Origin of the sequence: Flavobacterium sp., assembly GCF_027484205.1 — a bacterium.
In the GTDB taxonomy this organism is placed as follows: domain Bacteria; phylum Bacteroidota; class Bacteroidia; order Flavobacteriales; family Flavobacteriaceae; genus Flavobacterium.
In genome coordinates this window covers 182,496-206,364 of the sequence record NZ_JAIXUB010000026.1, presented here as the reverse complement: position 1 = coordinate 206,364, position 23,869 = coordinate 182,496, and the positions used below count along the sequence as shown (strand labels likewise).

The following is a 23,869-nucleotide window of genomic DNA, read 5'->3' as shown; positions in this document are numbered from 1 at the left end:
AAACCTTAAACTGCTACATCATATTCTCTTAAAGCATCGTTTAGAGAAGTTTTTAAATCTGTTGATGGTTTTCTTTTTCCAATAATTAAAGCGCATGGAACTTGAAAATCACCTGCAGCAAATTTCTTAGTATAACTTCCAGGAATTACCACAGAACGTGATGGAACATAACCTTTATATTCAACAGGTTCACTTCCTGTGACGTCAATAATTTTTGTTGATGCTGTTAAGCAAACATTTGCTCCAAGAACAGCTTCTTTTTCTACACGAACTCCTTCAACAACTATACATCTTGAACCAATAAATGCGCCATCTTCAATAATAACAGGTGCAGCTTGCAATGGTTCTAAAACACCACCAATTCCAACGCCACCACTTAAATGAACATCTTTGCCAATTTGAGCACAACTTCCTACTGTTGCCCAAGTGTCAACCATTGTTCCTTCATCAACATAAGCACCAATGTTTACATAACTTGGCATCAAGATTACACCTTTCGAAATATAAGCACCATATCTAGCTACAGCAGGAGGAACTACACGAATTCCTTTTTCAGCATAACCAGTTTTTAATAACATTTTATCATGATATTCAAAAATCCCAACCTCATGTGTTTCCATTTTTTGAATAGGAAAATACATAACTACTGCTTTTTTAACCCATTCGTTTACTTGCCATGAACTTGTGTTGTTCGATGTCGAAGCATTGTTTATTGGTTCAGCAACTCTAAGTTTTCCACTGTCAAGTAAAAAAATAACTTCTTTAATGGAATTAATTGTAGTTTCTTCTTTTAATAATTCTCGGTTTTCCCAAGCTTTTTCTATAATTGATTGTAAGTTTTGCATTTTTTTAAATTTTCACAAATATAAAACAAGTTAGGTTATTTAGTATCTTTACAAAAAAAATAATGCCAAGAATTCTATCTATTGATTACGGAATAAAAAGAACTGGAATTGCCGTTACCGATGAATTTCAAATAATTGCATCTGGTTTAACAACAATTCCATCAGAAACAACAATTGCTTTTTTGAAAGAGTATTTTACTAACGAAAAAGTTGAAAAAGTAATTATAGGTGAACCTAAACAAATGAATGGTCAACCTTCTGAAAGTGCTGAAATTATCGAAAAATTTGTTACCAAATTCAAATCAGAATTTCCAGATATGAAGTTAGATAGAGTTGATGAACGATTTACTTCTAAAATGGCATTTCAAACCATGATTGATAGCGGATTGAAAAAGAAGCAACGCCAAAACAAAGGTTTGGTAGATGAAATAGCTGCAACAATAATGCTTCAAGATTATTTATTACGATATAAAATTGTATAATGTAATATTGTATTGTTGTATAATGTAAAAATCCATTTTACAATAGTAAATATTATTAACTACAAAAAATACAATATACATAAAAAAGATGAATCAACCTGATGTAATCCTTATCGGAACCGGAATAATGAGTGCCACTTTAGGTGTTTTTCTAAAAGAATTGCAACCTGATATTACCATTGAAATTTACGAAAGATTAGACAAACCGGCACAAGAAAGTTCCTCTGCTTGGAATAACGCAGGAACAGGTCATTCTGCTTTTTGCGAATTAAATTACACACCACAAAAGGAAGATGGAAATATTGACGATAAAAAAGCCATCAAAATTGCTGAACAATTTGAGGTAACACGTCAGTTTTGGAGTTATTTAGTTGAACATAATAAATTATCAAATCCTGAAAATTTTATCCATTCCATTCCACATTTGAGTTTTGTTTGGGGAAAAGAAAATATTGAGTTTCTAAAAAATCGTCACCAAGCATTAATTCAAAATCCGCTTTTTTCAGAAATGAAATTTAGTACTGATTTGGAACAACTAAAATCGTGGATGCCATTAGTAATTCAAAATAGAATTGAAACGGAAGCAATTGCTGCTACGAAAATGGATTTTGGTACTGATGTAGACTTTGGCGAATTGACAAAACGAATGCTTGACTATTTATCAAAACAGGAAGGCGTTTATGTTCATTATAATCACGAAGTTAAAAGAATAAAGAAAAAAGAAGATAAAACTTGGCGTCTGAAAATTAAAGATTTGAAATCCGATGAAAAAATAAAATCCAACGCAAAATTTGTTTTCATTGGCGCTGGTGGAGCATCATTATTGCTTTTGCAAGAAGCCGATATAAAAGAAGCTGAAGGTTATGGAGGATTTCCTGTTGGCGGACAATGGTTAAAATGTAAGAATGAAGAAGTAATTCAAAAACATCATTCCAAAGTTTATGGAAAAGCATCTGTTGGAGCGCCACCAATGTCGGTTCCACATTTAGACACGCGAATCATTAATGGAAAAAAAGAACTTCTTTTTGGACCATTTGCAGGTTTTTCAACCAAATTTTTAAAGAATGGTTCTTACTTAGATTTATTAGATTCAATAGAATTAGATAACATAAAACCAATGCTTTATGCAGGTTGGAATAACATGCCTTTAACAAAATATTTGATTGAACAAGTAATGCAATCAGATGAAAAAAGAATGGATGCTTTACGCGAATATTTTCCAAATGCTGTTATGGAAGATTGGGAATTACTCGATGCTGGACAACGTGTTCAAATCATCAAGAAAGATGATAAAGAAGGAGGAACATTAGAATTTGGTACTGAAATTGTAACCTGCTCTGATGGAACTTTGGCTTGTTTGCTTGGCGCTTCACCTGGAGCTTCGACAGCTGTGTCTGCAATGATTGATGTTTTAAAGCAATGTTTCAAAGAGGAAATGAGTTCTGAAAAATGGCAGAAAAAACTAAAAGATATGATTCCATCTTATGGTCAATCGTTGAATGAAAATCCAGAATTATGTAAAGCAATTAGAGAAAAAACAAGCAAAACCTTGAAATTACAACACTAATTTATTTTTTTAATTACTTTTGCACTTCGGATTAAAAAATCTAAAATTTAAAATAAGAAATCAATAATAAGAATGATATTACCAATTGTAGGCTACGGCGATCCTGTTTTAAGAAAAGTATGTGCTGATATTTCTAAAGATTATCCAAATCTAAATGAATTTATAGCTAATATGTACGATACCATGTATAATGCTTATGGTGTTGGATTAGCAGCACCTCAAGTTGGAGAAGCAGTTCGTTTATTTGTAATTGATACCGAACCATTCAGTGATAGTGAAGATTTATCAAAAGAAGAACAAGAACAGTTAAAAGGATTTAAACAAACATTCATCAACGCCAAAATGTTGAAAGAAGAAGGAGATGAATGGGGTTTTAACGAAGGTTGTTTGAGTATTCCTGATGTGCGTGAAGATGTTTATAGAAATGAAAAAATTACAATTGAGTACTTTGACGAAAATTTTAACAAAAAAACTGAAGTTTATGACGGCTTGATTGCCAGAGTAATACAACACGAATACGATCATATTGAAGGAATTTTATTCACAGATAAAATATCTACACTAAAACGTACGTTAATAAAAAAGAAATTACAAAATATCATGGATGGAAAAGCAAGACCAGATTATAAAATGAGATTTTGCAACAAAAAAGGAAGATAAATTTTGATTTTTGATTTTTGATTTTTAGAAAACAGAAATTTTATTTTTTGATATTGTTATTGAAATTGAAGTTTTATAATATATTTGCCACCGCTTAAAATAATTTTTAGAAAATGAATGTAGATAAAATATTAGCCATTTCAGGAAAACCAGGTTTGTACGAATTAAAAGTTCAAACACGTTCAGGTTTTGTTGCTGAATCATTAATTGATGGAAAAAGAATTACTGTTGGAATGAGAAGTAACGTGAGTTTACTTTCAGAAATTTCAATGTACACGCATACTGAAGAAAAACCTTTAGTTGAAATTTTGAGAGCAATTGCTATCAAAGAGAATGAAGGTGCTGCAATTTCACATAAAGAAGATAATTCAAAATTAATTGCTTATTTTGCAGAGGTTGTTCCAGATTATGATGAAGATAGAGTTTATCCATCAGATATCAAAAAAGTATTGAATTGGTACAACATGCTTCAATCTAAAGGAATGGTTTCTAAAGAAGAACCAAAAGTTGAAAACGCTGAATCTGTTAAAGAACAAGTAGTTGAAGAAGTAAAAGCAAAAAAAGAAACTAAAGCTGACTCGAGCGATAGTGAACAGGCGAAGCAAAAACCAAAAGCTAAAACAAAAAAATAGTTAATTACTTTTTTATAAATACAAATCCTATTGCTCAAAATGTGTAATAGGATTTTTTATTTTTACAAAAATCAAAATTATGAATTCAAGACAGCAACAACTCGATGCATTTAGTAGATTATTAGATATCATGGACGATTTGCGTGCCAAATGCCCTTGGGATAAAAAGCAAACTTTAGAAAGTCTTCGTCATTTAACTATTGAAGAAACATACGAATTAGGCGATGCTATTTTAAATAATGATTTACAAGAAATTAAAAAAGAGTTAGGCGATTTGCTTTTGCATATTGTTTTTTATGCCAAAATAGGTAGTGAAACTAATGACTTTGATATTGCTGATGTTTGTAACGAAATTTGCGATAAGTTAATTCATCGTCATCCTCATATTTATGGTGATGTTGAAGTTGCTGATGAAGAAGAGGTAAAACAAAATTGGGAAAAACTTAAACTTAAAGAAGGAAAGAAATCGGTATTAGAAGGCGTTCCAAAAGGTTTGCCAGCATTAGTTAAAGCTTCAAGAATTCAAGATAAAGTGAAAGGAGTTGGATTTGATTGGGAAGAACCACATCAAGTTTGGGATAAAGTACAAGAAGAAATGCAAGAACTACAAGTTGAGGTAGTATCTGGAAATCAAGACAAGATTGAGGCCGAATTTGGTGATGTTTTATTTTCCATGATAAATTATGCGCGATTTCTAAAAGTAAATCCAGAAGACGCTCTCGAACGTACCAACAAAAAATTCATTAAACGTTTTCAATATCTTGAAAATAAAGCAGGTGAACTTGGAAAACCATTAATGGATATGACTTTAGCTGAGATGGATATTTTTTGGAATGAGGCGAAGAAACTTTAAAAATAGTTATTTATGGAGTTACCTTACTATGCAGTAATTTTCACTTCAAAAAGAACTGAAGTTGACGAAAATTATTCCGAAATGGCTACTAAAATGGTTGAATTAGCTCAACTTCAAGAGGGTTTTCTTGGCATTGAATCTGCTAGAAACGATATTGGTATTACTGTTTCTTATTGGAGAACACTCGAAGATATTAAGAATTGGAAACAAAATTTAGACCATCTTGATGCTCAAAAAATGGGAGTTTTAAAATGGTATGAAAATTATATAGTAAGAATAGCTTTGGTAGAAAAAGAATATAGTTTTGAAAAATAAATGTTATTCTGCCATTCTTTTTAACTTATTTCTGTCAACAATTGCAATCTTTTTACCAATCAATTCAATCAAACCACTTTTGTTAAATTCAGAAAGTAATCTAATACAACTTTCTGTTGCAGTTCCTATCATTCCTGCAAGTTCTTCTCTAGATAATTGTATATGAAGTGTTCCGTCTTCATTTTTTCCAAAAGTATCTTCAAGTTGAAGTAAAGTTTCAGCTAAACGTTCTTTCACATTTTTTTGTGCTAAGGAAACCATGTGATCGTCGGCATCTTTCAAGTCACCACAAATGGTTTTCATTACATTCATTGAAAATTGATTGTTCTCATTGAAGAATTCCATAATTTCCTTTTTTGGAATAAAACATACTTCCATATCTTCAAGAGCAACAGCACTTAGATTTGCAGGTTCATCACTAATCATGGAACGTTGCCCTAATAATTCGCCTGGTTTTACCAATTTTACAATTTGATCTTTACCATTGGCACTCAATTTTGTAAGCTTACAAACACCATCTTTAACACAGTAAATTCCATTTGTTGATTCTCCTTCTTCAAAAATTGGTTCTCCTTTTTTTATGGTATACGAAGTTTTGCATTCCGCCATTTTCAGAAGTTCGTCTTTGTTTAATGCCTTGAGCGAACTAAATTGTCTAACGATACACTGTTCACATTTATTACTCATTGGTGCTATTTATTTGGTTTCACAAAATTACAAATTAGTATGACAAATATCATATTTTACCTCTCTTTTATGTGTGAAATTTGTCTTAGGTAAAATGAGCAAATTTATGGACACAAAAAAATGTTTCCATTGTGGTAATGAAGTTATAGAAAAAGATGAAATTCTATTTGATGAAAAAAAATTCTGTTGTAATGGTTGTAAGACTGTTTATGAGATTTTTAGTCAAAATGATATGTCTTGCTATTATGATTTTCAAGCATCTCCTGGTGCAACACCACTGGATATTAAAGGTAAATATGATTTTTTAGACAATGAAGAAATTGTTACTAAACTTCTCGAGTTTCAAGAGGATGAAACAGCTATTGTTTCACTCTACATTCCTCATATACATTGTAGTTCGTGTATTTGGATTTTGGAAAATCTACAAAAGCTTCAATCAGGAATAAGTACTTCTCAAGTTAATTTTGGTGAAAAGAAAGTTAGAATTAATTACAATTCTGATAAAACTTCACTAAAACAAATTGTAGAACTATTAAGTTCTATTGGCTATGAACCTTATATATCATTAGAAAATTTTGATGAAGGAAAAAAGAAAGTAGATCGAACTTTAATTTATAAAATAGGAGTGGCATTTTTCTGTTTCGGAAATATAATGCTACTATCGTTTCCCGAATATTTCGAAGTAGAAGAATTTTGGATTAATCAATACCGTGGTTTTTTCCGATGGTTAATTTTTGCACTTTCACTTCCTACATTTATATATTCAGCTAGTGGATATTATGTTTCGGCTTGGAAAAGTATAAAATCTGGATTATTAAATATTGATATTCCCATTGCTTTAGGAATTGTAGTAATGTTTATTAGAAGTACAGTTGATATCGTTTTTGATTATGGTCAAGGATTTTTCGATAGCATGTGTGGATTGATTTTCTTTATGTTACTCGGAAAATTATTTCAAATAAAAACCTATGATTTTCTATCTTTTGAACGCGATTATAAATCGTACTTTCCAATTGCAGTGACCAAAGTTGCTTCCGATGGAAGTGAAGAATCGGTTCAGGTATACGATATTGTAAAAGGAGACAGATTATTAATCAGAAATCAAGAGTTACTGCCCGTTGACGGAATTTTAATTTCACCAAAAGCTTCCATTGATTATAGTTTTGTGACTGGTGAAGCTGTTGCTATTGAAAAAAAATCGGGCGATAAAGTTTTTGCAGGAGGAAAACAATTGGGTAAAGTCATTGAAATGGAAGTGCTTTTTTCGGTTTCCAATAGTTATTTAACCCAATTATGGAGCAATGATGTTTTCCAGAAAAGAGTCGAACAACAACACAAAACCATAACCGATAAAATAAGTCGCTATTTCACTCCAGCTTTATTAGGATTGTCTATTGTCTCCTTTTTATATTGGGTATTTATTGATGTTACTACAGCTTTTAATGTGTTTACGGCTATCTTAATTGTGGCTTGTCCGTGTGCATTAGCATTGACTGCACCTTTCACCATGGGAAATGTTTTGAGAATTCTCGGATACAGAAAATTCTATTTAAAAAATGCATTAGTTGTTGAGCAATTAGCTAAAGTGGATAGTATTGTTTTTGACAAAACAGGAACCATTACTACAAATGAAAAAACGGCTATTACTTATGAAGGTTCCGAATTGAATTTCTCCGAATTAAGATTATTGAAAAATGTGTTACGTGGTTCTAATCATCCACTGAGCAGAAGATTGTACGATTTTATTCCGAATCAAGAAAAGTTAGATACAACAAGTTTTGAAGAAATTATAGGAAAAGGAATTTTTGCTGAAATCGAAGGAGTTAAAGTAAAACTAGGATCGTCCCAATTCTTAAAAACCATGACAGAAAACACCCATAAAAAAACAAAAGTACACGTTGAGTTTGATGGAGTTTATAAAGGAAGTTATGTCTTTAATAATCAATATAGAGAAGGTTTAGAACAATTGTTTGAACAACTTTCTAAAAAATATAATCTAATTGTTTTATCTGGTGATAATGATGGTGAGCGTAAAATTTTGGAAAAAATGTTACCATTTAATACTTCTTTGGTTTTCAATCAAAAACCTGAACAAAAATTACAATTCATAGAAAGTTTACAAAAAGAAGGTAAAAACGTAATGATGATAGGCGACGGACTGAATGATGCCGGAGCTTTAGCACAAAGTAACGTCGGAATTTCTATTTCAGAAAATGTAAATGTTTTTTCACCTGCTTGTGACGGAATATTAGACGCATCTCAGTTCAATAAAATAGCTTTTTTTATGAATTATTCTAAAAATGCTTTGAAAACCATTTACATGAGTTTTGGACTTTCACTATTGTACAATATAGTAGGATTGAGTTATGCAGTTTCAGGAAATCTATCACCAATTGTTGCTGCCATTATTATGCCGTTAAGTACCATAACTATTGTAAGTTTTGTTACAATTATGACCAATATTTATGCAACAAAAAAATAGAGTAATGTAACTTTTTAATCAAGAACATCAATAATTTCAGTTCAAAAATTCAAGTATGATAAATATCATATTTTATAAATAAAGGGTAAAGTAATTTTGTTAACACAAATTTAAGGTATGAGTGTCATTTACATGTTAATCACAATTAGTATAGTCGTAGCAGCATTTTTTTTATATGCTTTTATTAGAGCAGTAAAAAATGGTCAGTTTGATGACGATTATACACCATCAGTCAGAATGCTTTTTGACGATGAACTTCTTAAAGAAACTAACAAAAATCAAATACAAATAACAGAAGAAAAACAATTATAATTATGGACAAGCAACAATTTTATTACGACAACAAAATTGTAAGGAATTTCATCTACGCTAGTATCGTTTTCGGTGTGGTTGGGATGTTAGTAGGGCTACTTTTGGCTTTTATGTTTTTATTTCCAAATTTAACAAGCGGAGTTTCGTTTTTAAGTTTCGGTCGATTAAGACCTTTACACACTAATGCGGTAATTTTTGCCTTCGTTGGAAATGCAATGTTTGCAGGTGTTTACTACTCTATGCAACGTTTGTTAAAAACAAGAATGTTTAGCGATTTATTAAGTAAAATCCATTTTTGGGGTTGGCAGTTAATTATTGTTGCAGCCGCAATAACATTACCACTAGGATTTACTACATCTAAAGAATATGCTGAATTAGAATGGCCAATAGATATTGCCATAGCATTAATTTGGGTTGTATTTGGAATTAACATGATTGGAACCATTATTAAAAGAAGAGAACGTCATATATATGTAGCTATTTGGTTCTATATTGCAACATTTGTTACCGTTGCTGTTCTTCATATTTTTAATAGTTTTGAATTACCTGTTTCTTTTTCTGGTATGAAATCATATTCAGTTTACGCAGGAGTTCAAGATGCTTTAGTACAATGGTGGTATGGACATAATGCAGTTGCATTCTTCTTGACAACACCTTTCTTAGGAATGATGTATTATTTCGTGCCAAAAGCAGCAAATAGACCAGTTTACTCATACAGACTTTCAATTATTCACTTCTGGTCTTTAATCTTCTTATACATTTGGGCTGGACCACACCACTTACTATATTCTGCATTACCTGATTGGGCTCAAAATTTAGGAGTTGTATTTTCTGTAATGTTGATTGCACCATCTTGGGGTGGAATGATAAATGGTTTATTAACGCTACGTGGAGTTTGGGATAAAGTTCGTACAGATTCAGTATTGAAATTCTTTGTTGTTGCAATTACAGGTTATGGTATGGCAACTTTTGAAGGTCCAATGCTTTCACTTAAAAATGTAAACGCTATTGCACACTTTACAGATTGGATTATTGCTCACGTTCACGTTGGCGCATTAGCATGGAATGGATTTATGTCGTTTGGTATGATTTATTGGTTGATACCAAGAATGACAAAATCTAAATTATTTTCTGAAAAATTAGCAAACTTCCACTTTTGGATTGGTACTTTAGGTATTATTTTATATGCACTTCCAATGTATGTTGCAGGATTTACACAAGCTTCTATGTGGAAACAATTTAAACCAGATGGAAGTAGTTTAGAATATGGAAATTTCCTTGAAACAGTAACGCAATTAATGCCAATGTATTGGATGAGAGCTATTGGAGGAACTTTATATCTAGTAGGAGTTTTAGTATTAGTATATAATATTATTATGACAGTTAGACAAGGTCAAGCTGTTGAAAATGAATTAGCCGAAGCTCCAGCATTAGAAGTTATAAGTAAAAACAGATTGAAAGGAGAAAAATGGCATGCTTGGTTAGAAAGAAAACCTGTTCAATTTATGATTTATACAACCATTGCAATTTTAATTGGTGGCGCAGTTCAAATATTACCAACTTTATTAGTAAAATCTAATATTCCAACAATAGCAGCAGTTAAACCATATACACCACTTGAATTGCAAGGTAGAGATTTATACATTCGTGAAGGTTGTGTAAGTTGTCACTCTCAAATGATTCGTCCATTCCGTTCAGAAGTAGAACGTTATGGAGAATATTCTAAAGCAGGTGAATTTGTTTATGATCATCCATTCCTTTGGGGTTCAAAAAGAACTGGTCCAGATTTAGCTAGAGAAGGTGTTACCGGAAATCCATTAAGTGGAGGTAGAGATGACGTTTGGCAATTCAATCACTTATACGATCCACAAAGTATTTCTCCAGGTTCATTAATGCCAAGATACCAATGGTTGATTCATAATCAGTTAGATAACTCAACTATTCAGGATAAAATGAAGACTATGGTAACTTTAGGAGTACCATATACTGACCAAGAAATTGCAGATGCTCAAAAATCAATCGACGCACAAGCAAGTAAAATAGAATCAAGATTGTTAGCAAACACTGAAATTAAAAAATCTTTTGGAGCTGAAGCGACAGTTCCTTTAAAAGATAGAGAGATTATTGCTGTTGTTGCTTACTTACAACGTCTTGGAACAGATATTCAAGTAAAAGATAAAAAATAAGTTATGTTAAAGTTTGTAAAACAAAATCTAGAAACAATTGATGGCGTATCAATTTACCCTATCATCTCACTTATCATTTTCTTTTCAGCATTTGTATTATATACTGTTTGGGCATTTACATACAGTAAAGAAAGAATCAAAGAAATGAGTAATCTACCATTAAAAGACGAATAATTATAAAATATAAAAAGTAAGACAATGAAAAAATTAATTCCATCATATGTAAGAGTTCCATTGATATTTGCAATAGTATTTGCAGCTTTGGAATATTTTATTGACTCAGGCGATAGACCAGCTTTCATAAAGTTTCCAATGGTTTCTATTTTCCTTGCAGTGTTCTTATTTTTATTAATTGCAATCGAAATTGTTGTTGGTGCAGTTGATAAAGTAACATATCACTTATTATCAGATGAACAGAAAAAGCAATTAGACGAAGCACAATCTGTTCCATTCACAGAAAGTAAATTCTATCAAGGTATTATGTCTAAACTTACTCGTTCTAAAACTATTGAGCAAGAATCCGATATAGTGTTAGATCATGATTATGATGGAATTAGAGAATTAGACAATGTTTTACCGCCATGGTGGGTGAATTTATTTTATGCAACAATAATTTTCGCGTTAGTTTACTTAGTACGTTTTCATGTCATAGACGATTATACGCAAGCAGAAGAGTTCAATAAAGAAGTTGCAATGGCTGAAGAATTTAAAGCTAGAAATGCTACTACAACTCCAGATAATATGTCTGTTGATAAAGTAACTCTTTTAACCGATGCAGAAAGTATTGCAAAAGGAAAAGAAATATTCACTAATACATGTGCATCTTGCCACAAAGCCGATGGTGGAGGTTTAGTTGGACCAAATTTAACTGACGACAGTTGGATTAACGGTGGAGGAATCAAAAATGTTTATAAAGTAATTTCTGAAGGTAGTCCAAACAATCCATCAATGGTTTCTTGGAAAAAAATCATTAAACCTACAGATATACAAAAAATAGCAAGTTATGTTTTAAGTCTTCAAGGTTCTAAACCTGTTGGTGCAAAAGCAGCTGAAGGTAAAAAATGGGTTGAAGAAGCTGCGCCTGCTACTGAAGTTAAACCTGCAACAGATTCAACTAAAGTAGCTACAACAAAATAAAATCAAGAGGAAAGGTTTTGGGTTTCGCTCAAGACCTTTCAAAATTATGGTTATCAAAATGTAATTGATGTAACCAAAAAAAATAAAAAAATGGCAACAAATAATGTTCCTGAAGAAGATTTCAGAGATTCAATTTCAACAATTGATAAATCAGGAAAAAGAGCTTTTATATTTCCAAAAATTCCAGTTGGGAAGTTTTATGATAAGAGAAAACTTTTAAGTTATGCACTTTTAGCTTTTTTATTAAGTGCACCATTTATAAAAATTAATGGAAACCAATTTTTAATGTTCAATGTTCTTGAAAGAAAATTTAACATTTTTAGTTTCCCTTTTTGGCCTCAAGATTTTCATCTTTTTGTAATCTCTATGATTATCGGAGTAGTTGGATTAGCTCTTTTTACAGTTGCTTTTGGTAGAATTTTTTGCGGTTGGTTTTGTCCTCAAACAATTTTTATGGAAATGGTTTTCCGAAGAATTGAGTTTTGGATTGATGGTGACAGAGCACAACAAATGCGTTTAACAAAGCAATCTTGGGATAGTGAAAAAATCAGAAAACGATTGACTAAATGGTTAGTGTTTTTTGTAATTTCTTTCATCATTGCAAATGTTTTTTTGGCTTATTTAATTGGAAGTGACGAATTATTTAAATTCATAAAAGAAGGTCCAGCACAAAATCAAAGCACACTTATAGCATTATTGATTTTTACAGGTATTTTCTATTTTATTTATGCATGGTTTAGAGAGCAAGTATGTATTATTGCTTGTCCTTATGGAAGAATGCAAGGTGTTTTATTAGATAACAAAACTATTAATGTTGCCTACGATTATGTTCGTGGTGAAGGAGAAAAAGGAAGAGCAAAGTTTAATAAAAATGAGGACAGAACTGCACTAGGTAAAGGCGATTGCATTGATTGTAAAGTTTGTGTTCATGTGTGTCCAACAGGTATTGATATTAGAAACGGTACTCAATTAGAATGTATTAATTGTACAGCATGTATCGATGAATGTGATACAATCATGGAAAAAGTTGGATTGTCAAAAGGATTAATCCGATATGCAAGTGAGGACGAAATTGTAAAAAAAGAAAAGTTCAAATTAACCACTAGAATGAAAGGTTATAGTGCTGTTTTAGCAATATTGATTGGGGTTTTCATCGGAATGCTTTTTTTGAGAAATGATGTTGAAGCAACAATTTTACACATGCCAGGACAATTATTTCAGCATGAAGGAAAAAACATTAGCAATATTTATAATTATAAAATTATTAATAAAACAGAAGGAGCATTTAATAATGTAACTTTTAAATTAGTTGGGATTTCAGGTGAAGTAAAAATGGTTGGAAACCAATCTGTTGTTGTGCCTAATCAAGGTGTTGCTCAAGGAACTTTGTTTATAAAACTCCCTGAAAGTACCTTAAAAGGTGAAAAAATGGAAATTGAAATTGAAGTTTTAAATGATAAAAAAGTTATTGAAACGGCAACAACAAATTTTAATGGTCCAAGAAATTTCAATCAATAAATTAATAAATCATGAAAATAAATTGGGGAACAGCAATTGTAATTGCATTTGGATTATTCATGACTTTCATTTTATATTTTGTTTTCAAAGTACAATCTGATAGTAAATATGATAACGAATTAGTAGTTGATAAGTACTATCAAAAGGAATTGACTTTTGAAGAACAAATGGAAAAAGAGCAAAACGCTCATGACATGACAGAAAGTGTAACCATTATTTCAACAAATGCTGGAATAAAAATTTCATTTCCTAAAGAATATGATATAACAAAAATAAATGGAAAAGTGTCCTTTTACAGACCGTCAAACAAAAAGCTCGATTTCGAAATGCCAATTTCGTTATCAAGTCCACATTTGCTCATACCTAAAAGTAATTTGGTTGGCGGTCGTTGGGACATTTCTGTAGATTGGTCTTATGAAGGCAAAGAATTTTTAAGCAAAGAAACAGTAATTCAATAAAAATGCTTTATACCGCTTTACTATTTGGATTAATAAGTAGTTTTCACTGCATTGGTATGTGTGGACCAATTGCTATGATGTTACCTGTAAATCATAAAAATCAATCGATTAAAGCGTTACAAATTTTAACTTATCATCTAGGTAGATTATCGGCATATGCTACTTTAGGTTTACTATTTGGATTTTTAGGAAAAGGATTTTATCTAGCAGGATTACAACAAACAATGTCAATTGTTGTAGGAGTAATGATGATTATAATTGCTATTGTTCCTGAAAAAATTTTTGCAAAATATAATTTTTCGAAGCCAATTTATAAATTGATTTCTAAAGTAAAATCTACTTTGGGAAGTCAATTCAAAAGAAAAAGTCCCGATGCTTTGTTTACTATCGGTTTGTTAAATGGATTTTTGCCGTGCGGAATGGTTTATGCTGCGCTATTTGGAGCCATCGCAATGCAAAACGAATTAATGGGTGTTTCCTATATGCTTTTATACGGTATTGGAACAATTCCTTTAATGAGTGCTGTTGTTTATGCTTCCAACTTTTTAAGCTTTCCAATAAGAGGAAAAATCCAAAAAGCAATTCCTGTAGTTACCGTTGTCATTGGAACATTATTTATATTAAGAGGAATGGGATTAGATATTGATTATGTATCACCAAGCAATTTAGATTTGTTTGTACAAGCCAATGCTAATTGCCATAAATAAAAACAAAAAAACTAAAATCATGGAAAGACACAATTTATTACACGAGTTCCCTGAATATCAGGAAAAAATACACCAACTAAAAGTTAGTGACCATCATTTTAGAAAATTATTTGATGAGTATCACGAATTAGAGCACAGAATTCATAACATTAATACAGGAGAAGAAGTTGTAATCGATGAGTTTGCTCATGAATTAAAAGCAAAATTACTACATCTTAAAGATGGTATTTATCAGTATTTGAATAAATAGTAATTTAAATTTGGGTTGAAATGAAAAACCATTCGCATTAGTGAATGGTTTTTTTATTTAATATTTTAAGTATAAAAAAAATAATTATTTCTCATTTTCTTAATTTCTAGTTTTATAAACTAAAAGTTTTTAAGTTAAAATAAAAGAGTTAAAGTATATTTTTCTTTTAATTACTTGTTGTCTTTTCGTTATATCTATGGACCGATAAAGAAAACCCTCACGTAAACTTAAATCTTTTTTAATAATTTCACATCAATAATTTAATCTTCAGAGTTTAAATTTTGATTTGTCGAAATAATTAAAACTTTGATTTGGTTTTACTAACAATACTATTTCTTCTTCAGAAGATTCTTTAGTATTATTTCCTCTCCAAAATTTTATAAATTCTTGTTATATGTATTCTATTAAACCAATGACAAGATCAGAAATAGATTAGTTTACGGTAAGTATTTTTTTCGTAACTAATTTTTAAACTTAGAGATTCTAATTTTTAATGAACTACATAATGTTATTTATTACAATTAAATTACAAGTAAATGGCAATTTATCTAATTTATAAGCTTAGTTTGACACAAGTGTTTTAAACTAATTTTCTTGGCAGCAAAGGAAACATTTAAAAAGATAACTTCCTATACGAGTTTTTTCGCTGATATTTTTTTTGGTTTGAATTTTGATTACTTTGGTGTGATATTAATTATCAATCTTTTGGAAAGTTCTATAGTTTTTAATATTTGGATATCTTTAGTATGAGAAGTTTAACATTAGATTATATATTTCAGGTCTTCTAATTCAAATTCAGGTGGTAAAATTTTATCATTAAAAAGAATTGTTGGAGTTGCATCAATTAATGAATATTTACACCATTCTTGATGTATGTTAATTATTTCATCAACATAATCAGTATTTATATCATTATTTATTGAATAGGTTTTAAGCCACTTATTATAATCATAAATACCCTCCGAATACCAATAATCAACTGCATTAATGTATTGTTCAACACCATCTGAAATGTAAATATCTAACATTTTTTGTGTAATTGATTTTATTATTCCCAAGTCATTAGTGATAAAATAAATTGTTTCAACTTCAACATCTTCAACATACTCAATAATTTCTTTCAAAATTCTATATTTTTCTGAACAATATTTACAAAATGGGTTAGTTACAAACGTAATTTTATTAGCACTTTCTTTATTACCAGTAAGTACACTTAATGTTTTTGGAATTGAAATTAATAGAGCACTTTTGTTACTACAATTTTCAAAAACTTCCTCATTGTTAATAAAAAGATTTAATCTCCTCCTTAAGTATTTATTTTCTGTAATGTTTATTGAAATATTTGAAAATAAATTAATAAAAGCTGTAATAATAAAAAAAATTAAAAGTCCAATAATAATTGAGTTAAAACTAACTTCGTATTTAAAATAAAAAATAAATACAACATTTATAATAAGACCTATTTGAATTAGTAAACATAAAGGGCACCAACTTTTTACGATAAAATATTGAAAATATATTGAATAAAAAGGAAATAATGAAGATATTGCAAAAACAAGTATTAAAGGAAACATTTCATTAAAACCTAAAAAAACAGGAGTAAGTAATGCGTAACTAAAATAAAGCAAGCCTATTTTATCGTATGAAATTATTCCTAATAATTTTGAATTTTTATGATTGATAACACTTAGACAGTTAGTTTTTTTTGTTACACTACAAATTTTACTTTTTTCTTGATTTTGTGTAATATTGATTTTATATAATTTAATACAGATAAAAAAACCAAATAGATTATTAGCTAAATAGAGTAAACTATAGGGAAATTTTATGTTTACAAATAAAGATGTTATAGTGATTGTTAAAATGAAAAAAAAAAATATTTTTATACTATTTTCTGTGATAAAATTTTTTATGTAATTTTTTTCTAAAGCTTTAAGAAAGTCTAATTCAATTACATTTTGAGTCCAATCTTTTTCAAAATCATTTTTTTTAATTTTGTAAGAATAGCCATCATTATTTGTATAAAAGAGTATATCATTCTCTAATTTTTCTAAAAGAACAATTTCCTCAGGATTTTTTCTATGAGTTATGAGAGGTAAATTTAGATTTTCTAATTCTATTGTTTCTATTTTTTTTGATACACATCCTACATTGTATTGTTTTAATATAGAAACAATTCCCAAAAAGTTATTACTATTGGGATCTAAAAGAATGTTTTTTCTTAAAATAGAACTTGTGTATTTAACTTTACCAGTTGTTAAAATTTTCTTATAAAAAGTTAATTCACTCATTTGTATCTATATATTTTTTAATTTCATTTAGTTCGTTAATATTATTAATAATTACTTTGCCATTTTGATCTAACAGAATCAAATTAGGAACAGCTTCAATATTGTATTCTTTTTTTATACCAAATTTATCTAATGGTAAGCCTGATAAATTTGACCAAGGCATTTTTTCTTTTAATACAGCTTTTTTCCAATTATCATAACTTTCATCAATACTTAAACTAACCAGACTAATAGTTTTTCCATATTTTTTGTTAAACTCTTTTAAATCTGGTATTTCAGCACGGCAAGGACCACACCAGCTTGCCCAAAAAACTAAAAGCATATATTTTTTATTGTTTAAAGCTTGTTTAAAAGTATGTTTTGTAGAATCAATATCAACCCAATTAAAATTAGTTGTATAACCATTCTTTTCTAAATCAATTTTCTTTACTAAGTACTTTTTTAAAATTTTATAGGATTTAGCCTGTTTTAAATCGTCAGAAAACAATTGCATCATTGAATTTAATTCAGCATTTGAATAATTATCTTTTTGCCAGAATAAATTGTGTAGTATCGCGTAACTATCCGTATTTGATTCAATATCAAAAGGTTGTATTTTGTTTGTGTTAAAATTTTGAAAAATATCATTTTCTTTCGTATTATCACTATTTACAATAAAATTTTTGCCATTACTACTTCTAGGATTTATATTGGTATTTTCTGTTAGAGTGATGTTTTCATTTCCTACATAAAAATTCCCAAATGTCATTGGAATTGTTTTTGAGTTTTTTGTATAATTTTTGTTTGCTAATGATAAACTGCCGACGAACTTTTTTTTCTTTAACAACTCGAATCGAATTAATTTTGATTCAGGAACATTGAATTTATAGGTGAATTTACCATTAATTGCTTCAATTGTATCTGTAGTTATTATTGAATCACCCAATAATTCATAACCACGCATTTCGATTGCAACTGCGTCAAATTTATCTTTCGATAAGTATAAATCCCCGTTAATTATACCTTCATTGTTTTTTTCTTTTTTACATGAAACCAAAATTCCAGTAAAAAAATATAAGTAAATGATTTTTTTTAAAAAACTCATATTTTAATATTTTATTCGAGGTAATAGTAAATATTACCTCGAAAAATTAAAGACTATTATGCCCAACAATGGCTTAAACCACCCGCATTGATATTTGTTGTTCCTCCTGCATCACAGTAACATGTTACAGATGAGCCAGACTGTGACATCTTACAAAATCCTGTTTCAACACTAACTAATTCGTTAAAACTATTTAATGATCTCACAGAGCATTTTGTTCCTGATTTACAATTTGGAGCGGCTATTAAAGCACCCGAAATTTTTCTCATTTCTTCTCTCGAAAGTTTTTTGAAATTTTTCATTTTTTCATTTTTTTAATATTAATAATTTTTTTTAATAAAAACAGCATAATTAATTAAAGGACTATGTACACTATCCAAAAAATAAATGTATTGATGTTTTAATTTGAGGCAAAAATGTATTTAATTTCTGACAAGCTGTATTTAAAAATTTACAGTAAATATGGAAAATTTATTTTTTTATGTTTATTGGTAATAAAATTGTAACAATCTATCAAGCTTATTATTTGTTTTATTATTTTAAAATTTTATGTCAAAATTCATCTTAATTATTAATAAACCAATGTAATACATTTTTTATTTGTTTTAATAAATACAATCAAAATGATAAAACTGAAGAATTTATAAATTAATCTGTGATAATCTTTGACAAAACTCATAAGGAAGAAAAAAAGTAATAAGCCGAAACAAAATACGAATCTACGGAAACTCTAAAGTAACCTACGGAAATTAAATAGTAGCTTACGGAAACTTCAAAGAAAATTCGGAAACTTTAAAGTAACCTACGGAAATTAAATAGTAGCTTACGGAAGCTTCAAAGAAAATTTGGAAACTCTATAACAACTTACGGAAATTAAATAGTAGCTTACGGAAGCTTCAAAGAAAATTTCGAAACTCTTAAGTAACCTACGGAAACTAAACTGTAATCTACGGAAACAAAAAAGCTATATAACTATCAACTTCTTAAAATTTTCTCCATAGCTTTTCCTTTTGCTAATTCGTCAACAAGTTTGTCTAAATAACGAATTTTTTGCATGAGTTTATCCTCAATTTCTTCCACACGATAGCCACAAATGACACCAGTAATTTTTGTAACATTTGGATTAAGTTGAGGAGCATTTTTAAAGAAATCTTCAAAATTTGTTTTATCTTCAATTAAATTTTGTAATTGCTGTTCGTTATATCCAGTAAGCCAAAAAATAATGGTGTGAAGTTCTTCTTTTGTTTTTCCTTTTTTCTCAACTTTAGTCACATAATGTGGGTAAACGCTAGCAAAAGACATTTTAAATACTTTGTGATTTTCCATGGTTGTTATTTTTCATTACTAAAAATTTCTTTTACAGCTTCTTGATAACTTCTTGGATTTGTTGCTTTTTTAATCTTCTTAAAAGTTTTTTGTGGATTGCTAAATGACGTTGAAAAGTATTCCCAAAAACCAAGCATTTTCATTTTTATTGGTGTTGGCCCAGAAAGTGCTGCATCATATTCATGAAAAATAGCGTCATGAAATTCATTGAAAATTTGCCATCTATTTTTTGGATAATCAGTTGAATTATTTTTAATCATACTTGGCAAAAAAGGATCAGCAATTAATCCTCGTCCAATCATGAAATGATCAATACTTGGAAAACGTTCTTGAAGTTCTTTAAATTTTTCAACAGATGTGATATCTCCATTATAATACAATTTATGTTTTGTGTTTTCAGTGCATCGCTGAAAGGCATCTAAATTTACACCACCTTTGTACAATTGTTTCCCAATTCGGGCATGAATAGCAATATTTTTTAAAGGATATTTGTCTAAAATAGGGAAGACGTCTAAAATTTCTTCCGGATTTTCATAACCCATTCGCATTTTCATCGAAACAACAACATCCGTTTCATTGTGAACCCGATTTAAAATATGATCTATTTTTGATGGCTGACAAATTAATCCAGAACCTAAACCTTTGTTAATCACCATTGGATAAGGGCAACCTAAATTCCAATTCAGCTCTTTATATCCTAATTCTTGAATATATTTTACAACAAATAAAAACTCATCAGCATCATTAGTCATTATTTGAGGTATGACTTCTATGGTAGTATTGTTTTCTAATTGAATGTCACGTTGATAGGAATTTTTGATAATCAGTTTCCCATCTAAACGAATATATGGCGAATAAAAAGTATCGATTCCACCAAAATATTTTTGAAAAGCATTTCGAAATCTAAAATCGGTAAAACCTTGTAATGGTGACGAAAGTAGTGTAAGAGTCATAGTTTTAATTGATTAACAAATATAGAATAATTAGATTTAGATATAAAAAATAATCCTCAACTGCTTTCACAATTGAGGATTATAATATTTACAGTTATTACTTATATCGCATTTACGATGGCAACAAAATCATCTGATTTTAAAGCAGCTCCACCAATTAATCCACCATCAACATCAGGTTTACTGAAGATTTCTTGAGCGTTATCTGGTTTAACGCTTCCACCATAAAGGATGGAAACATTTTCAGCAACATCATTTCCATAACGTGAAAGAATAGTTTCTCTAATAAAAGCATGCATTTCTTGCGCTTGCTCAGGCGAAGCAGTTTCTCCAGTTCCAATTGCCCATACTGGTTCGTAAGCTAAAATAATATCTTCCCAAGCATCATTTTCTAAGTGAAATAAACCATCACGTAATTGATTTTCAACTACATTAAAATGTTGTTTGTCTTGTCTGTCTTTCAATTCTTCGCCAAAGCAAAAAATGACAGTCATATCATGTTTTAAAGCAGTATCAACTTTGTAAGCAATAATGGAATCTGTTTCGTTAAAAATAGAACGTCTTTCAGAATGCCCTAAAATTACGGTGTTTACACCAATACTTTTTAACATATCTGCTGAAATTTCGCCAGTGTAAGCTCCATTTTCACTTTGATGCATGTTTTGTGCAGCAACAGTAATATTTGTAAATTCTAAATGGTCAACAGCCGAAGCCAAATTTACAAAGGTTGGAGCTACAATAATTTGTACTTCTTTATCATCAGGAAGTTTGTCGATTAATTCATTTAATAAATCTTCAGTTTCTTCACTGTTTTTATTCATTTTCCAATTTCCGGCAACAATTTTCGTTCTCATTTTTATTATTTTAGTTCTTTATTGATTTTGTCAAAGTCTTTTTCAATTGCTCTGTAAAGGGAAACTTCCATGTCGCCACGAACAATAATATATCTTGGAATCCAATCTAAATCAATCGATTGTCCAAATTCACCTTTCATTCCTTTTTCATCGTTTACCCAATAGTGCTCTCCTACAATTTCGTGTTTTTTGATACCATCTTTCCACTTATCCATAGTTTTATCCATGGATATAAAGATGTAAACTACATCTGAGTTTTCTTTCTGAATTTCCTTTAATTTAGGCATTGCTTTTACACAATCACTACACCAAGAAGCCCAAACTTCTATTAAAACGGTTTTTCCTTTATGCTTTTCAAGAACTTCTTTAAATGAAATTTCTTTTCCTTCACTTGTTGTTAAAGTTCCATTTAATGCTTGTTCAGAAAATTGTTTTTGTTGTGCATTGCTGCAAGAAATTGTTGTCATTACGATACTTAAAATTAAGAGTATTTTTTTCATAGCTAATTTTTTTTTAATTACAATTTTAAATCATCACTATCATTATGATGTAATTTTTGTTTTATTGTTCCTTTTTCTAAAACAATGATACTTGGATTAGCTCTTTCAATTGTTTTAATTGCAATAGCATCGCAGAAATAATAATCAAAAGTTTGACCATATTTTTTCTTTACCGAATCAGAAAGTTCTTTAGCAGATGCCGTTAAACCAATAACCTTATATCCTTTAGCTTTAGCATTTTGATTGATTTTTTCAAGTTTTTTCAAACCTTCAATATCCGATTTTTCTAAATCGTAAGTAGTGAAAATAAGTAATTTAGGTTCTTGTAATAACTCGTCTTTATAATCAGAACCATCAAGTTCTAGTGTAAAATCGTGAATTGGTGGAACATATCCTTCTTTAATAACTTTGTCTTTTCTGTCCACAAATTCAGCACCTTCAGGTAAATTCATTAAATCTTTTTCAGTAAATTCTTTTTCAACGCCATTTACTTTATAGATAAAAATCATTTCAATGACGCTTTTTTCTGCATTGGCTGGAATTTCCATTCCTTTTTGGATATTATTTCCAACTTTATAAGGACGAAAATCTTTTAACGGAAGATGATTTAAAACCCAATATCCCATAAATGCACAAAGTGCAACACTTAAATAAGCTAAAATATTTTGAACTTTTCCTCCAAACAATGGTTTTACCAATTTCATATTGAAGAATAAAATCAATATGAAAAACAACAATACAACATCTTTTGTAAATGATTCCCAAGGAGTTAATTTTAATGCATCACCAAAACATCCACAATCTTTAACTACATTAAAATAAGCAGAGTAGAAGGTAAGGAACGTGAAGAAAACAATTAGTAAAAGTAAACTCCAAATGGTGAATTTTGTTTTGTAACCAATTAATAACATTACTCCTAAAACTACTTCTAAAATCACTAAAAATAGAGCTAAAGCCAATGTATATGGCACAAGAAAAGGCATGTTAAATACTGGTTCACTAAAGTATTCTGCTAATTTATACGAAAATCCAACAGGATCATTTAGTTTAATTAACCCCGAAATAATGAATAATATTCCGACGAAAATTCTTGAAAATTGTGTAATTATGTTTCTCATTTTTTAATTTTTATACAAAGTTAAAACAGATATTTTAATACTGTTGTTAATGAATTGTTATTGACCAAATTCCATCAATATCAATGCAAATATTGAATAGTTAATCATGTCTTGATAATTTGCATCAATTCCTTCAGAAACTAATGTTTTTCCTTTATTGTCTTCAATTTGTTTCACACGAAGTAGCTTTTGCAGAATTAAATCGGTTAGCGAACTAACTCTCATTTCGCGCCATGCTTCACCATAATCATGATTTTTAGCTTCCATCAATGATTTGGTTAAGGCAACTTTTTCATCATAAAGTTGTGTTGCTTTTTCAACACCTAAATCAGGTTGCTCAACTACACCTAAATCCAATTGTATCAATGCCATAATACAATAATTAATGATTCCAATGAATTCGCCAGTTTCGTCTTCATCTACTTTTCTAACATCATTTTCTTGAAGACTTCTTATTCTTTGTGCTTTGATGAAAATTTGGTCGGTTAGTGAAGGTAAACGTAAAATGCGCCAAGCACTACCATAATCGCTCATTTTTTTGATAAATAAATCGCGGCAAATGCCAATAACTTTATCGTATTCTTGTGAAGTATTCTTCATTAAATGTATCTTTGTATTATATTTTTCAAAAGTACAGATTTTTTTTCTGAAA

26 protein-coding genes are annotated in these 23,869 nt (G+C 29.6%); 15 read left to right on the top strand and 11 right to left on the bottom strand.

Annotation, left to right across the window (positions count from 1 at the left end):
- Positions 1-5: 5 nt before the first annotated feature.
- Positions 6-845, bottom strand: coding sequence for a 2,3,4,5-tetrahydropyridine-2,6-dicarboxylate N-succinyltransferase (locus Q0049_RS14905; RefSeq protein ID WP_298121478.1), 840 nt, complete (start codon positions 843-845; stop codon positions 6-8).
- 62 nt (positions 846-907) lie between these two features.
- On the opposite strand from Q0049_RS14905, the gene ruvX reads away from it, so the two are divergent.
- The 6 genes from ruvX to Q0049_RS14875 all read left to right on the top strand — a co-directional run bounded on the left by ruvX (position 908) and on the right by Q0049_RS14875 (position 5,354).
- Positions 908-1,327 (top strand): Holliday junction resolvase RuvX, encoded by a 420-nt coding sequence (gene ruvX / locus Q0049_RS14900; protein ID WP_298121475.1) that lies wholly within the window; start codon positions 908-910, stop codon positions 1,325-1,327.
- Positions 1,328-1,400: 73 nt separating this feature from the next.
- Positions 1,401-2,894 (top strand): malate:quinone oxidoreductase, encoded by a 1,494-nt coding sequence (locus Q0049_RS14895; protein ID WP_298121929.1) that lies wholly within the window; start codon positions 1,401-1,403, stop codon positions 2,892-2,894.
- Positions 2,895-2,966: 72 nt separating this feature from the next.
- A complete protein-coding gene (gene def, locus Q0049_RS14890; protein WP_298121472.1) occupies positions 2,967-3,554 on the top strand; it encodes a peptide deformylase in 588 nt (195 codons plus the stop codon).
- Between the two features lie 113 nt (positions 3,555-3,667).
- On the top strand, positions 3,668-4,186 hold the full coding sequence (locus Q0049_RS14885; RefSeq protein ID WP_298121469.1) for a DUF5606 domain-containing protein: 519 nt from the start codon (positions 3,668-3,670) through the stop codon (positions 4,184-4,186).
- Between the two features lie 79 nt (positions 4,187-4,265).
- Positions 4,266-5,039: a nucleoside triphosphate pyrophosphohydrolase gene (mazG, locus tag Q0049_RS14880; protein WP_298121467.1), complete on the top strand. Its 774-nt coding sequence runs from the start codon at positions 4,266-4,268 to the stop codon at positions 5,037-5,039.
- Positions 5,040-5,051: 12 nt separating this feature from the next.
- A complete protein-coding gene (locus Q0049_RS14875; RefSeq protein ID WP_298121466.1) occupies positions 5,052-5,354 on the top strand; it encodes an antibiotic biosynthesis monooxygenase in 303 nt (100 codons plus the stop codon).
- Between the two features lie 3 nt (positions 5,355-5,357).
- On the opposite strand, the gene Q0049_RS14870 is transcribed toward Q0049_RS14875, so the two are convergent.
- Complete coding sequence (locus Q0049_RS14870) at positions 5,358-6,041, bottom strand: Crp/Fnr family transcriptional regulator (RefSeq protein ID WP_298121463.1); 684 nt, start codon at positions 6,039-6,041, stop codon at positions 5,358-5,360.
- 106 nt (positions 6,042-6,147) lie between these two features.
- On the opposite strand from Q0049_RS14870, the gene Q0049_RS14865 reads away from it, so the two are divergent.
- The 9 genes from Q0049_RS14865 (at position 6,148) to Q0049_RS14825 (ending at position 15,091) form a co-directional block, all read left to right on the top strand.
- Positions 6,148-8,523 (top strand): heavy metal translocating P-type ATPase metal-binding domain-containing protein, encoded by a 2,376-nt coding sequence (locus Q0049_RS14865; protein ID WP_298121462.1) that lies wholly within the window; start codon positions 6,148-6,150, stop codon positions 8,521-8,523.
- Positions 8,524-8,640: 117 nt separating this feature from the next.
- Positions 8,641-8,835: a cbb3-type cytochrome oxidase assembly protein CcoS gene (gene ccoS, locus Q0049_RS14860; RefSeq protein ID WP_298121460.1), complete on the top strand. Its 195-nt coding sequence runs from the start codon at positions 8,641-8,643 to the stop codon at positions 8,833-8,835.
- A gap of 2 nt (positions 8,836-8,837) precedes the next feature.
- A complete protein-coding gene (ccoN, locus tag Q0049_RS14855) occupies positions 8,838-11,021 on the top strand; it encodes a cytochrome-c oxidase, cbb3-type subunit I (protein WP_298121458.1) in 2,184 nt (727 codons plus the stop codon).
- A 3-nt stretch (positions 11,022-11,024) separates the two neighbouring features.
- Positions 11,025-11,195 carry a CcoQ/FixQ family Cbb3-type cytochrome c oxidase assembly chaperone gene (locus Q0049_RS14850; RefSeq protein ID WP_298121455.1) on the top strand — a complete coding sequence of 57 codons (171 nt, stop codon included), beginning with the start codon at positions 11,025-11,027 and terminating at the stop codon, positions 11,193-11,195.
- 24 nt (positions 11,196-11,219) lie between these two features.
- Positions 11,220-12,158: a cbb3-type cytochrome c oxidase N-terminal domain-containing protein gene (locus Q0049_RS14845; protein ID WP_298121453.1), complete on the top strand. Its 939-nt coding sequence runs from the start codon at positions 11,220-11,222 to the stop codon at positions 12,156-12,158.
- A gap of 90 nt (positions 12,159-12,248) precedes the next feature.
- Positions 12,249-13,676, top strand: coding sequence for a cytochrome c oxidase accessory protein CcoG (ccoG, locus tag Q0049_RS14840; protein WP_298121450.1), 1,428 nt, complete (start codon positions 12,249-12,251; stop codon positions 13,674-13,676).
- Positions 13,677-13,687: 11 nt separating this feature from the next.
- Positions 13,688-14,134 carry a FixH family protein gene (locus Q0049_RS14835; protein WP_298121447.1) on the top strand — a complete coding sequence of 149 codons (447 nt, stop codon included), beginning with the start codon at positions 13,688-13,690 and terminating at the stop codon, positions 14,132-14,134.
- Positions 14,135-14,136: 2 nt separating this feature from the next.
- Entirely contained in the window at positions 14,137-14,841 is a 705-nt protein-coding gene (locus tag Q0049_RS14830; protein ID WP_298121445.1) for a sulfite exporter TauE/SafE family protein, read from the top strand.
- Between the two features lie 19 nt (positions 14,842-14,860).
- Positions 14,861-15,091, top strand: a complete 231-nt coding sequence (locus Q0049_RS14825; RefSeq protein ID WP_298121444.1) for a DUF465 domain-containing protein — start codon at positions 14,861-14,863, stop codon at positions 15,089-15,091.
- A gap of 761 nt (positions 15,092-15,852) precedes the next feature.
- Here Q0049_RS14825 and Q0049_RS14820 read toward each other — a convergent pair.
- From Q0049_RS14820 to Q0049_RS14780, 9 genes are all read right to left on the bottom strand, one after another.
- The gene (locus Q0049_RS14820) at positions 15,853-17,382 is read right to left on the bottom strand and encodes a vitamin K epoxide reductase family protein (RefSeq protein WP_298121442.1); all 1,530 of its coding nucleotides are present in this window, start codon (positions 17,380-17,382) and stop codon (positions 15,853-15,855) included.
- Positions 17,375-18,466, bottom strand: a complete 1,092-nt coding sequence (locus tag Q0049_RS14815; RefSeq protein ID WP_298121441.1) for a TlpA disulfide reductase family protein — start codon at positions 18,464-18,466, stop codon at positions 17,375-17,377. The genes Q0049_RS14820 and Q0049_RS14815 overlap by 8 nt, the downstream gene beginning before the upstream one ends.
- A 56-nt stretch (positions 18,467-18,522) precedes the next feature.
- On the bottom strand, positions 18,523-18,768 hold the full coding sequence (locus Q0049_RS14810) for a hypothetical protein (protein WP_298121439.1): 246 nt from the start codon (positions 18,766-18,768) through the stop codon (positions 18,523-18,525).
- Positions 18,769-19,441: 673 nt separating this feature from the next.
- Entirely contained in the window at positions 19,442-19,792 is a 351-nt protein-coding gene (locus Q0049_RS14805) for a DUF2200 domain-containing protein (RefSeq protein WP_298121437.1), read from the bottom strand.
- A gap of 5 nt (positions 19,793-19,797) precedes the next feature.
- Positions 19,798-20,745 carry a tRNA-dihydrouridine synthase family protein gene (locus Q0049_RS14800; RefSeq protein WP_298121435.1) on the bottom strand — a complete coding sequence of 316 codons (948 nt, stop codon included), beginning with the start codon at positions 20,743-20,745 and terminating at the stop codon, positions 19,798-19,800.
- Positions 20,746-20,846: 101 nt separating this feature from the next.
- Positions 20,847-21,599: a triose-phosphate isomerase gene (gene tpiA, locus Q0049_RS14795; protein ID WP_298121434.1), complete on the bottom strand. Its 753-nt coding sequence runs from the start codon at positions 21,597-21,599 to the stop codon at positions 20,847-20,849.
- A gap of 5 nt (positions 21,600-21,604) precedes the next feature.
- Positions 21,605-22,099, bottom strand: a complete 495-nt coding sequence (locus Q0049_RS14790; protein WP_298121432.1) for a TlpA disulfide reductase family protein — start codon at positions 22,097-22,099, stop codon at positions 21,605-21,607.
- A gap of 17 nt (positions 22,100-22,116) precedes the next feature.
- Positions 22,117-23,217 carry a BT_3928 family protein gene (locus Q0049_RS14785; protein ID WP_298121430.1) on the bottom strand — a complete coding sequence of 367 codons (1,101 nt, stop codon included), beginning with the start codon at positions 23,215-23,217 and terminating at the stop codon, positions 22,117-22,119.
- 57 nt (positions 23,218-23,274) lie between these two features.
- Positions 23,275-23,817, bottom strand: a complete 543-nt coding sequence (locus Q0049_RS14780; protein WP_298121427.1) for a DUF1599 domain-containing protein — start codon at positions 23,815-23,817, stop codon at positions 23,275-23,277.
- Between the last annotated feature and the right edge of the window lie 52 nt (positions 23,818-23,869).